A 12017-nucleotide genomic window follows, 5' to 3' on the forward strand; every position below is an offset into this window, starting at 1 on the left:
GTGGCTGGCAACCGCGCGCGAAGCTGCTACAGCATCGCGCGATGGCGGGAAGTGAACCGAGTAAGATCAAGCTGAGGGTGCGGCACGAAGCGCGGGGCCTGGGCGTCGGCTTCCGGCGGCTGTGGCAGCGCTGGTGGGGCAAGGCGCTGGTCGTGCTCGCCGGGCTGTTCGTCGTCGGCGTTTTCCTGATCTGGTTGCTGTTCGCGCGCGGCCTGCCGTCGGTCGACAAGCTGCGCGCCTATGAGCCGCCGTTGCCAACTTATGTCCGCGACATTTCCGGCCAGCCGATCGATTCCTATGCGCGCGAGCGGCGCGTCGAGCTCAGCTATGACGAATATCCGCCGATGCTGGTCCATGCCTTCCTCGCCGCCGAGGACAAGACCTTCTTCGAGCATCATGGCGTCGATATCGGCGGCACGCTGGGCGCGGTGGTCGATTACATATCGAAAATGGGCTCGGGCGAGCGCGCCAAGGGCGGTTCGACGATCACCCAGCAGGTCGCCAAGAACCTGCTGATCGGCGACGCCTATTCGCCGACGCGCAAGATCAAGGAAGCGATCCTCGCCTGGCGGATCGAAGATGCGCTGACCAAGCAGCAGATCCTCGAACTCTATCTCAACCAGATCTTCCTCGGCCGCAACGCTTATGGCGTCGAGGCGGCGGCGCGGGCCTATTACGGCAAGGATCTGAAGGATCTCGATCTCGCGCAATTCGCCTATCTGGCGATCCTGCCCAAGGGGCCGGCGAATTACGATCCCGATCGCGATACCGATGCCGCGCTCGCCCGCCGCCATTACGTGCTGGGCGAGATGCGCGCGAACGGGTGGATCAACCGCGCGCAATATGAAGAGGCCGATGCCGAGCCGCTCGGCACGATCAAATATCGCCTGCCGACCTGGCCGGATGTCGGCGGCTATTTCGTCGAGGCGGTGCGGCGCCAGCTGCTCGCCAGGTTCGGCGAGAACAATGACGACGGCAACCATCCCTACAGCGTCTATGCCGGTGGCCTGTGGGTGCGCACCTCGCTCGATCCGCAGGTGCAGGCCTATGCGTCGCAGGCGCTGCGCGACGGGCTGGTGCGCTACGATCGCGGGCGCGGCTGGAGCGGGCCGATCAAGCATGTCGAGATTTCCGGCGACGATTGGCGCCGCGCGCTGCTCTACAGTGGCGCCGCGCTCAATTACGAGGATTGGCAAGCAGCGATCGTCCGCGGCGTCGACGGCGGCGAGGCCCAGCTCGGCTTCTCCGGCGGTGAGACGGGCACGCTGCCACAGGGCAATGCGCAGATGCCGATCCGCGGCAAGGGCGGCAATGCTTTCTCGGCGCTCAAGACGGGAGATATCATCGCGGTCGCGCCGGCCGGCGGCGGGGTCTATTCGCTGCGCTCGATCCCCAAAATCTCCGGCGGCATGGTGGTCGAGCAGCCCGGCACCGGGCGCGTGATGGCGATGCAGGGCGGGTTCGATTCGCGGATCGACGCGTTCAACCGCGCGATCCAGGCCGAGCGGCAGACCGGCTCGACGATCAAGCCGATCGTCTATTCGGCCGCGCTGATGCACGGCATGACCCCGGCGACACTGATCGAGGACGCGCCCTATTGCGTTTATCAGGGCGCCTCGCTGGGCCAGAAATGCTTCAAGAATTTCGGCCATGAAGGCGGCGCCGGCTTCCACACGATGCGCTGGGGCATCGAGCAATCGCGCAACCTGATGACGGTGCGCGCGGCGGCGCAGGTCGGCATGAAGCCGGTCGTCGCGCTGATCAAGGCCATGGGGATCGGCGATTTCCCGCCCTATCTATCGATGTCGCTGGGCGCCGGCGACACCACGGTCGAGCGGATGGTCAATGCCTTCGCGGTGATCGCCAACCAGGGTCGTTGGCACGCGCCGACGTTGATCGATTATGTGCAGGATCGCCACGGCAAGGTGATCTGGCCGGAAAACTGGCGCCCGTGCGAGGGCTGCAACATGGCAGACTGGAACGGCAAGCCGATGCCGCGCCCGGCGATCAAGGGGCGGCAGGTGATCGATCCGATCTCCGCGTTCCAGATGGTCAACATCACCGAGGGCGTGGTCAAGCGCGGCACTGCGGTGCGGCTGCGCGACATGGATCGCCCGATGATGGGCAAGACCGGCACCAACAACGGGCCGACCGACGTGTGGTTCATCGGCGGCGTGCCGCAGATGATGGCCGGCCTTTATGTCGGCTATGATTCGCCGCGCGGGCTGGGCGGCTATGCCCAGGGCGCGACGATCGCGGTGCCGATCTTCAAGCAGTTCGCGTTGAAGGCGTTCGCCGATCTGCCCAAGCAGCAGTTCCGCGCGCCCGCCGGGGTGCGCTGGAAACGGATCGATCGCCGGTCGGGCAAGCCCGTCTACGGCGCGTGGCCGAGCGACGATCCGCTGGCGCCGGTGATCTGGGAGGCGTTCAAGCCTGAAACCGAATCGGTCCACCGCATCGTCCACAATAACGAACCGGCGCCGACGCCGACCGCCACCGCCACGCAGCACGTGCCCAGCGACAGCGACTTCTTGCAAAAGCAGGGCGGGATTTACTAGGCGCGCGGGCGCACTACATTCGGTGCCCAGCCCAAATTGGAGTTTTACGTAATGCGCGCCGAAGCGCAGGCTCATGTCGATACCATCAACGAGGCGGTCGCGCTTCTCCGGCGCTCGCTCGACTGGGATCGCGCGCTGCGTCGCCTCGACGAGCTCAACGCGCGCGTCGAGGATCAGTCGCTGTGGGATGATCCGAAGCTCGCCCAGTCGGTGATGCGCGAGCGTCAGCGGCTCGACGAGGCGATCACCGCGACCAAGTCGATCGAGCGCGACCGCGACGAAACCGCCGAGCTGATCGAGCTCGCCGATGCCGAGGGCGACGAGGAAATGGCGAGCGAAGGCGTCGCCAATCTCGCCGCGCTCGCCGAACGCGCCCAGACCGACAAGGTCAAGGCGCTGCTGTCGGGTGAGGCCGATGGCAACGACACCTATCTCGAGATCAACGCCGGCGCGGGCGGCACCGAAAGCCAGGACTGGGCGGAGATGCTGCTGCGCATGTACACGCGCTGGGCGGAGCGGCACGGCTACAAGGTCGAGGTGGTCGATTACCATGCCGGCGAGCAGGCCGGGATCAAGTCGGCGACGTTGCTCATCAAGGGCGAGAATGCCTATGGCTGGGCCAAGACCGAAAGCGGCGTGCACCGCCTGGTCCGGATTTCGCCCTACGACAGCTCGGCGCGGCGCCACACCAGCTTTTCCAGCGTCTGGGTCTATCCGGTGATCGACGATTCGATCGATATCGAGATCAACGACAGCGAACTGCGCATCGACACCTATCGCGCGAGCGGCGCCGGCGGTCAGCACATCAACACCACCGATTCGGCGGTGCGCATCACCCATTTGCCGACCGGCATCGTCGTCGCCTGCCAGAACCAGCGCAGCCAGCACAAGAACCGCGCCGAGGCCTATAACCAGCTCCGCGCCCGCCTTTACGAGCACGAGCTGCGCAAGCGCGAGGAAGCCGCCGACGCGGTCAACGCCACCAAGACCGATATCGGCTGGGGCCACCAGATCCGCTCTTATGTGCTCCAGCCGTATCAGCAGGTGAAGGATCTGCGCACCGGCGTCGTCTCGCCGACGCCGTCCGACGTGCTCGATGGCGATCTCGATCCGTTCATGGCGGCGGCACTCGCGCAGCGCGTGACCGGCGAGACGGTCGAGGTGGAGGACGTCGACTGATGCGCGCGCGGGGGGCGCTGGCCTTGGCGCTGCTGCTCGCCGCCTGCGACGGCTCCAAGCCGCTGTTCAAGCATCACGAGCAGGAGCCCGGCCCGTTCCCCGCGCCCGATCGGCCGGTGGCCAAGATCGTCTCGCCGCGCTGGTCGACCGAGGAGGCGCGCGATCGCCTCAACGAGGCCGGTGAGGTGATGAACAAGGCCGGGATCAAACCCGGCATGACCGTCGCCGATATCGGCGCGGGCGAGGGTTATTACACCGTTCGCCTGTCCGCGCGCGTCGGGCCGAAGGGCCGCGTGCTGGGCGAGGATATCGTGCCCGAGGTGCGCGATGCGCTGGCCGATCGCGTCGCGCGCGAGCGGCTCGACAATGTCAGCGTGCGCCTCGGCGAGCCGGCCAATCCGAAGCTGCCCGACAACAGCTTCGATCGCATCCTGATGGTCCATATGTACCATGAGATCGCACAGCCGTACGAATTCCTCTGGAACATCCGCCCGTCGCTCCGCGCGGATGGTGAGGTGATCGTGGTCGATGCCGATCGCCCGACGCAATATCACGGCACCCCGCCGGCGCTGCTCAAATGCGAGTTCGCCGCGGTCGGCTACAAACTTGTCCAGATGACCGACATGCCATCGGCGGGCGGCTATCTGGCGGCGTTCAAGGCGGTCGGCCCGCGGCCCGATCCCGGCGCGATCAAGCCGTGCCGCCTCGCGCACGAGCTGCCCGCGCCGTCATAATAGCCCCAGCGCGCGGAAGCTGGTGACACACTCGCCGGCAAACACCAGATGGTCGAACAGCTCGACGCCGAGCATATCGAGCGCGCGTGCGAGCCGTTTGGTCAGCGCGCGGTCGAGGTCGCTCGGCCGGGCGTCGCCACTCGGATGGTTGTGCGCCATCACCACGCGGGCGCAGTCGAACGCCAGCACATCGGTCGCCACCGCGCGCATCGGCACATCGAGCACCGCCACCGACAGCGAGCGCGCGTGGCGCATGCCCAACAACCTCCATTGTGGATCAAGATAAGCGAATGCCGCCACTTCGACCGGCTCGGCAGCGAGCGGTGCGAACAGGCGCCGCGCCGCACCGGGACCGGCAAGGTGCGGCGTGGCGTCCGGTGCGGGGAGACGCGGCGTCATGAGCCGATCGTGCCACCCGCGCGGCGCCCCGCGCGGCACAACCTGCGCCATAACGGAAGCAACCATGCGCCGCTTGGCGGAAGCCGCGCGAGACGCTAGGCCAGCATCCATGCGGCAATATCTCGATCTGATGCAGCGAATCCTCGATACCGGCGCACGTCAGGACGATCGTACCGGGGTCGGCACCTTGTCGGCGTTCGGCGCGCAGATGCGGTTCGATCTCGGCCAGGGGTTTCCGGTGCTGACGACCAAGAAGCTGCATCTGCGCTCGATCATCGTCGAGCTTTTGTGGTTCCTCAACGGTGACACCAACGTCCGCTGGCTGCAGGATCGCAAGGTCAGCATCTGGGACGAATGGGCCGACGAGGCGGGCGATCTCGGCCCGGTCTACGGCAAGCAATGGCGCGACTGGGAAAGTGCCGACGGTCGCCATATCGATCAGATTGCCGAGCTGATCGCGCAGATCCGCGACAATCCCGCCTCGCGCCGCCAGATCGTCACTGCCTGGAACCCCGGCGAGCTGCACGCCATGGCGCTGGCGCCATGCCATTGCCTGTTCCAGACGCATGTCGCCAACGGCCGGCTATCGCTCCAGCTCTATCAGCGATCGGCCGACATCTTCCTCGGCGTGCCGTTCAACATCGCCAGCTATGCCTTGCTCACCCACATGCTCGCCCAGCAATGCGATCTCGAGCCCGGCGAGTTCATCTGGACCGGCGGTGACTGCCATCTCTATCTCAATCACGTCGATCAGGCGCGCGAGCAATTGTCGCGCACGCCGGGGCCATTGCCGCGGCTGGAGGTCGCGCGGCGGCCGCCATCGATCGATCGCTATGAGCTGGAGGATTTCACGCTGGTCGATTACGTCGCGCAGCCGCACATCAAGGCGCCGGTCGCGGTTTGACGGCACGGCGCGCCGCATCGCGCCAGGGAGGTTGATATGGAACTGCCCCGCAATTGCTGCATGATGCGCATCTTCACGCAGGAGCGGGCGCGCGGCGATCACCGCGCCTTGTTCGAGGAGATCGTCCGCCGCGCGCGCGACGAAGGTCTTGCCGGGGCGACGGTGCTGCGCGGGGTGATGGGCTTCGGCAAGTCCTCGACGATCCACAATGCCAACATCCTCGATCTCTCGTCGAACCTGCCCTTGGTGATCGAGCTGGTCGATACCGAGGAAAAGCTGCGCGCCTTCCTCGCCTCGACCGAAGACCTCGAGGATATCGGCCTGGTGACGATGGAAAAGGTGGACGTGCTCCACTACGGCTGAACGACCAGTCGCCCGAAGCCGACTGTCAGCCGATAATCGGCGTCATGCTGAACTTGCTTCAGCATCCATGGAGCAACATCGGCCGGAGCCCGTGACGGCGATGGAGCGCCAGGAGCCCCAACAAGGACTCGGCTGACCGAATCCGGCACCTTCCTAAACCGTCGTCTTGTCCTGCAGCGTACAATCGCAAGCGGGATCGACCTCGATCTGCAAGGTCGCATGGCCGATCGAAAAGCGTTCGTGCAGCATTGCTTGCGCGTCGCTGAGGAAGATGTCGCCGGGATGGCCGGCGGGCATCACCAGATGCGCGGTCAGCACGGTTTCGGTGGTGCTCATCGGCCAGATATGCAGGTCATGCGTTTCGGCGACGCCCGGCAAATCGCCGAGCGCGGTGCCGACCGCGTCGTAATCGATCCCGCGCGGCACCGCCGATAGCGACATCTCGACCGATTCGCTGAGCAGGCCCCAGGTCTGCCAGAAGATGATCACCGCGATCACCAGGCTGACGGCGGGATCGATCCAGGTGAGCCCGGTGCGCCAGATGATCAGCCCGGCGACGACCACGCCCGCCGAAACCGCGGCGTCGGCGGCCATATGCAGGAAGGCGCCCCGGATGTTGATGTCGCCCTTGCGCCCGCGGGCGAACAGCAGCGCAGTGGCGAGGTTCACCACGATGCCGACCGCCGCGACCGCGGAGACGGTTGGCCCGGCGATCGCGGCGGGCGCGCCGAAGCGCTGCACCGCCTCGAGCACGATCGCGCCGAGCGCGACGAGCAGCAGCAGCGCGTTGACCAGCGCGGCGAGGATCGAGGAGCCGCGCAGGCCATAAGTGAAGCGCTTCGAGGGCGCGCTGCGCGCCAGCGTCGCGCCGCCCCAGGCGACGGCGAGGCCCAGCACGTCCGACAGGTTGTGCCCGGCATCGGCCAGCAGCGCGACCGAATTGGCGACAAACCCGAAGCCCGCCTCGATCACCACGAAGGCAATGTTGAGCGCGATGCCGATCGCGAAGGCGCGGCCGAAATCGGCCGGGGCATGAGCGTGTGCATGGCCGTGCCCGTGCGAATGACCATGATGGTGGTGATCGTGATCGGCCAAGCGACTGCTCCGAAAGACTCGGGCAACCGCCTATCATTTCGGTGCCGTGTGATACTAGGACACCGGCATCGACCCTCGCCGCACAAGCGCCGTTCATGCTGAATGTGTTTCAGTATCCATGGAGAACGGCCTTCGCCGCCACGGCCCCGCGCGATTTTTCGCTGTCCTACAGGCCCGGTTTCGTGCCAAGGGCATTGCCCGATGAGCCGGCTATCGATCCGTCGCGTCACTCCCGATTCCGCCATGCGCCGCCGCGATCCGGGCCGGACCGCGCGGGCGAGTCAATTTGGTCAACTTCGCTGGCGCCAGCGATGAGCGATCTGCCGATTCTCGCTGTCTTGCCGGGCCTGATCGATGCGCTGCGGCGCCGGCCGAATGCGGTGCTGGTCGCGCCGCCGGGCGCGGGCAAGACTACTGCCGTAGCCCCCGCGCTGCTGGCCGAGCCATGGTGCACGGGCGAGGTCATCCTGCTCAGCCCGCGCCGGCTCGCCGCGCGCGCAGCCGCCGAGCGCATGGCCGCCCTTGCCGGCGAACGCGTCGGCGAGACGTTCGGTTATGCCACGCGGATGGATACCAGGCGGTCGGCACGCACCCGCGTCACCGTCGTCACCGAGGGCATTTTCGTCAATCGCATCCAGGCCGATCCCGAGCTTGCCGGGGTTTCCGCGGTGCTGTTCGACGAGGTGCATGAGCGCAGCCTCGACAGCGATTTTGGGCTCGCGCTGGCGCTCGATGCGCAGGCCGGGTTGCGGCCCGATCTGCGGCTAGTGGCGATGTCGGCGACGCTCGATGGCGCGCGCTTCGCCGCGCTGATGAGCGATGCTGCGGTGATCGAGAGCGAGGGCCGCAGTCACCCGCTCGATCTGCGCTATCTCGGCCGCGCCGCCGAAACGCGGATCGAGGACGCGATGGCCGCGGCGATCCGTCTGGCGCTGGCCGAGGCCGAGGGCGGGGTGCTCGCGTTCCTGCCGGGCGTCGCCGAGATCGAGCGCACCGCCGAACGGCTCGCCGTGCCGGGCGCGGGCATCGTGCTTCACCGCCTCCACGGCAGCCTCGATCCAGCCGCGCAGCGCGCCGCGATCCAGCCCGACGCGGAAGGGCGCCGCAAGGTCGTGCTGGCGACCTCGATCGCCGAGACCAGCCTGACGCTCGACGGCATCCGCATCGTCGTCGATTCCGGCCTCGCCCGGCGCCCGCGCTACGATCGCGCCGCGGGGATGACGCGGCTCGTCACCGAACGCGCCAGCCAGGCCGCCGTCACCCAGCGCGCGGGCCGTGCCGCGCGCCAGGCGCCCGGTGTCGCCTATCGCTTGTGGGAGGAGGCAGCGACCGCCGGGCTGCCGCCATATGACCCGCCCGAGATTCTCGAGGCCGATCTGTCGGCGCTGACGCTCGATTGTGCGATCTGGGGCGTCGCCGATCCACGCGATCTCGCCTGGCTCGATCCGCCGCCCGACGCCGCGATCGTCGAGGCCCGGACGCGGCTCGCCACGCTCGACGCGCTCGATGCAGACGGCCGTCCCACGCCGCATGGCCGCGCCGTCGCCGGCCTGCCGCTGCCGCCGCGTCTCGCGCACATGCTGATCGCGGCGAAGCGTCTCGGCATTGCCCCCGTCGCGGCGGCAGTCGCGGTGCTGCTTGGCGAGCGTGGGCTCGGCGGCGCCGACGCCGATCTCGAGACGCGCTACCGCCGTTGGCAATCCGAACGCGGCAAGCGTGCCGAGGCGGCGCGGGGGCTCGCCCGGCGCTATCTCTCGCTGGTCCAGGCATCGTCCGGGGGACGGGGAGGCGAGGACGAGATCGGCGTGGCGATCGCCCTGGGCTTTCCCGATCGCGTCGCGCGCCGCCGCGATTCGTCCGGCGAGGCCTGGGCGTCGGTCGGCGGCCGCGGTTTCCGCCTCGATCCCGCCTCCTCGCTGGCGCGTCACGAATGGCTCGCGGTCGCCGAGACGCAGGGCATGGCGGCCGGCGCGCGCATCCTCGCCGCCGCGCCGATCGACCCTGCTACCGTCGAGGCGCTGCTGGGCGATCGGATCGAGACCCGGCGCACCGCCGCGTTCGATCCCGCGAGCGGCGGCGTCCGCGCGCTGCGTGAGCGACGCCTCGGCGCGATTCGCTTGTCGAGCGGGCCCGATCCCGAGGCCGACCCCGACGCGATCGCCGCCGCGCTGCTCGATGGCGTCCGCCGTCACGGGATCGATCTGCTGCCGTGGAGCGCCGCGACGCTGGCGCTGCGCCGCCGCGCGCGCTTCGCCGGCCACGGCACCGGGCTCGACGACGCGGCGCTGCTCGATCGACTCGACGAGTGGCTCGCGCCGCTGCTGGCCGGCCGGCGGCGGCTCGGCGATGTCGATCCCTCGGCGCTCGACGGCGCGGTGCGCGGGCTGATCGGCTGGGAGGGGACTCAGGCGATCGATCGCCTCGCGCCCGCGCGCTTCACCGCGCCGACCGGCCACACCCATGCAATCGATTATGCCGCGGAAGGCGGGCCGACGGTGACGCTGCGCCCGCAAGAACTGTTCGGCCTTGCCGAGCATCCTGTGGTGGGGGAAGGCCGCGTGCCGCTGGTGCTCAGCCTCACGTCGCCGGCCGGTCGGCCGATCCAGACGACGCGGGATCTGCCCGGTTTCTGGGCGGGAAGCTGGGCGGCAGTGGCCAAGGAGATGCGCGGCCGCTATCCCCGCCATCCCTGGCCCGACGATCCCGCCGCGGCGTCGGCGACGACACGCACGAAAAAGGCTGATGCGCGCCGCGTGCAAAATGGATAAGGGGACACATCATGAAGCAGGTTCGTATCTTTCAGCGCCCGAAGAACGCGATGCAGTCGGGCAAGTATCGCACCGATCGCTGGGTCGTCGAGTTCGAGCCGGGTGAGGCCAAGCGCCCCGATCCGTTGACCGGCTGGGCAGGCTCGGGCGATACCGACGATCAGGTCCGCCTCACCTTCCCGACGCTGGAAGCCGCGCAAGCCTATGCCGAGCGCGAAGGCTATGCCTACACCGTCGTCCCGGCCCCGGTCCGCAAGCTCAAGATCCAGGCCTACGCGGACAATTTCCGCTGAGCGTCAGCCCAGGCTGACGCGGCCGCCGGCATGGCGATCGAGCCGGCCGGCGAGTTCGAGCTCCAGCAGCACGGTCTGCACCACCGCCGGCGCCAGCGCCGATTGCCGCACGATCTCGTCGACCGGCACCGGCACCGGGCCGAGCAGGCCGGCGATCAGCGCCCGGTCCGCCTCGGCCGCATCCCGTGGCGGCGACGCTCCGAACCGTGTCGCCGGTGATCGCACCATCCGCGCATCGATCGGGCGCACCGTCTCCAGGATGTCGGCGGCCGATTGCACCAGCGTCGCGCCGTCGCGGATCAGCTGGTTGCAGCCCTGCGCGCGCGGATCGAGCGGCGAGCCCGGCACCGCCATCACCTCGCGCCCGGCCTCCCCGGCCAGCCGCGCGGTAATCAGCGAGCCCGATCGTGGCGCCGCTTCGACGACGACGGTGCCGCCCGCCAGCCCGGCGATAATTCGGTTGCGATGCGGGAAATGGCGCGCCCGCGGTTCGACGCCGGGCGGCATCTCGGCGATCAGCAGCCCGGTTTGCGCGATCCGTTCCTGCAGCTCTGCATTTTCCGGCGGATAGGCGATATCGATCCCCCCGGCGATCACCGCGATCGTGCCGCCGTCGAGCGAGCCGGCGTGCGCGGCGGTATCGATCCCGCGCGCCAGCCCGGAGACAATGGCGACACCGTCGCTGGCGAGATCGTGCGCCAGTTGCCGGGCGAAGCGGCAGGCCGCGGCCGAGGCGTTGCGTGCACCCACCATCGCGATCGTCTGCCGCGCAGCCAGCGACAGGTCGCCGCGCACCGTCAGCACCGCCGGCGCGTCGTCGAGCTCGGCGAGCAACGGCGGATAATCCGGGTCGCCGAAAAACAGGTAGCGCGCGCCGAGCTGGGACACGCGGCGCATTTCGCGCTCGATCGCCCTCGGCTCGGGAACCGCCGGCGCCGCGCCGCCGCCGCGCTGCGCGAGCTGCGGCAATGCCTCGATCGCCGCCAGCGCGCTGCCGAAGCGCGCGATCAACTGAGCATAAGTAACCGGCCCGATCCGGGGCGTGCGAATCAGCCGGAGCCGGGCGAGCCGCTCGTCTTCAGCCACGCGCCTCGCCGCCGACACGGGGCTCGGTGCCGGCGAGCAGGCGTTCGATATTGCCGCGGTGCTTCCAGATCACCAGCAGCGCCAGCGCAAGCAGCACCGGCACCGCGTCCATCTTGCCAAACAGGGCGGCGCTGACCGGAGCGACCACGGCCGCCGCCATGCCCGCCACTGACGAGATGCGCAGGGTGGCCAGCAGCCCCAGCCAGACGACGGCAAAGACGAGTCCACACGGCCAGTGAATTGCGAGGCAGATGCCCATCAGCGTCGCGACGCCCTTGCCGCCGCGAAACCCGAGCCAGACCGGATAGCAATGGCCGAGAAACACCGTGGCCGCGGCGAGCAATTCGTTGCCGGGAAAAAAGTGCCGCGCCAGCGCGACCGCGGCGAACCCCTTGCCGAGATCGAGCAGCAGCGTCGCTGCGGCCAATCCCTTGCGCCCGGTGCGCAGCACATTGGTCGCGCCGATATTGCCCGAACCGACCTGGCGCAGGTCGCCGGCGCCGAACGCGCGGGTGAGCAACAGGCCGAACGGGATCGAACCCAGCAAATAGCCGAGCAGCAGTGCGCCCGCGGGTGCGATCCAGAGAATCTCTGTCGTCAAGCTCGATTGCCCCTGATTCAGCCGGGATCATAACCGA

At 68.5% G+C, this 12017-nt stretch carries 11 protein-coding genes; 7 read left to right on the forward strand and 4 right to left on the reverse strand.

All coding sequences use genetic code 11. The features are described 5' to 3' along the window. Positions 1–41 precede the first annotated feature (41 nt). The 3 genes from K7G81_RS00900 to K7G81_RS00910 are packed head-to-tail and all read left to right on the forward strand — an operon-like array spanning position 42 to position 4471. On the forward strand, positions 42–2558 hold the full coding sequence (locus tag K7G81_RS00900) for a penicillin-binding protein 1A (RefSeq protein ID WP_223028860.1): 2517 nt from the start codon (positions 42–44) through the stop codon (positions 2556–2558). A 51-nt stretch (positions 2559–2609) separates the two neighbouring features. Then, the gene (gene prfB / locus K7G81_RS00905; protein ID WP_223028861.1) at positions 2610–3737 is read left to right on the forward strand and encodes a peptide chain release factor 2; all 1128 of its coding nucleotides are present in this window, start codon (positions 2610–2612) and stop codon (positions 3735–3737) included. Further along, positions 3737–4471, forward strand: coding sequence for a class I SAM-dependent methyltransferase (locus tag K7G81_RS00910; RefSeq protein ID WP_223028862.1), 735 nt, complete (start codon positions 3737–3739; stop codon positions 4469–4471). Before prfB ends, K7G81_RS00910 begins: the two co-directional genes overlap by 1 nt. Here K7G81_RS00910 and K7G81_RS00915 read toward each other — a convergent pair. Further along, a complete protein-coding gene (locus tag K7G81_RS00915; protein WP_223028863.1) occupies positions 4466–4870 on the reverse strand; it encodes a JAB domain-containing protein in 405 nt (134 codons plus the stop codon). The genes K7G81_RS00910 and K7G81_RS00915 overlap by 6 nt on opposite strands. A gap of 109 nt (positions 4871–4979) precedes the next feature. On the opposite strand from K7G81_RS00915, the gene K7G81_RS00920 reads away from it, so the two are divergent. Together K7G81_RS00920 and K7G81_RS00925 are read left to right on the forward strand one after the other, a co-directional pair. Further along, positions 4980–5774 carry a thymidylate synthase gene (locus tag K7G81_RS00920; RefSeq protein WP_223028864.1) on the forward strand — a complete coding sequence of 265 codons (795 nt, stop codon included), beginning with the start codon at positions 4980–4982 and terminating at the stop codon, positions 5772–5774. Between the two features lie 36 nt (positions 5775–5810). Continuing rightward, a complete protein-coding gene (locus K7G81_RS00925; protein ID WP_223028865.1) occupies positions 5811–6137 on the forward strand; it encodes a DUF190 domain-containing protein in 327 nt (108 codons plus the stop codon). A 153-nt stretch (positions 6138–6290) separates the two neighbouring features. Here K7G81_RS00925 and K7G81_RS00930 read toward each other — a convergent pair whose 3' ends face one another. Continuing rightward, entirely contained in the window at positions 6291–7232 is a 942-nt protein-coding gene (locus K7G81_RS00930) for a cation diffusion facilitator family transporter (RefSeq protein WP_223028866.1), read from the reverse strand. Between the two features lie 311 nt (positions 7233–7543). Here K7G81_RS00930 and hrpB point away from each other — a divergent pair, with 311 nt between their 5' ends. Both hrpB and K7G81_RS00940 read left to right on the forward strand, forming a co-directional pair. Then, positions 7544–10000, forward strand: a complete 2457-nt coding sequence (gene hrpB / locus K7G81_RS00935; protein WP_223028867.1) for an ATP-dependent helicase HrpB — start codon at positions 7544–7546, stop codon at positions 9998–10000. An 11-nt stretch (positions 10001–10011) separates the two neighbouring features. Beyond that, entirely contained in the window at positions 10012–10293 is a 282-nt protein-coding gene (locus K7G81_RS00940; RefSeq protein ID WP_223028868.1) for an ETC complex I subunit, read from the forward strand. Between the two features lie 3 nt (positions 10294–10296). On the opposite strand, the gene dprA is transcribed toward K7G81_RS00940, so the two are convergent. Beyond that, positions 10297–11379, reverse strand: a complete 1083-nt coding sequence (dprA, locus tag K7G81_RS00945) for a DNA-processing protein DprA (protein WP_223028869.1) — start codon at positions 11377–11379, stop codon at positions 10297–10299. Next, positions 11372–11980, reverse strand: coding sequence for a glycerol-3-phosphate 1-O-acyltransferase PlsY (gene plsY, locus K7G81_RS00950; protein ID WP_223028870.1), 609 nt, complete (start codon positions 11978–11980; stop codon positions 11372–11374). Before plsY ends, dprA begins: the two co-directional genes overlap by 8 nt. Between the last annotated feature and the right edge of the window lie 37 nt (positions 11981–12017).

It is taken from the genome of Hephaestia mangrovi (assembly GCF_019880555.1).
GTDB lineage: Bacteria > Pseudomonadota > Alphaproteobacteria > Sphingomonadales > Sphingomonadaceae > Sphingomonas > Sphingomonas mangrovi.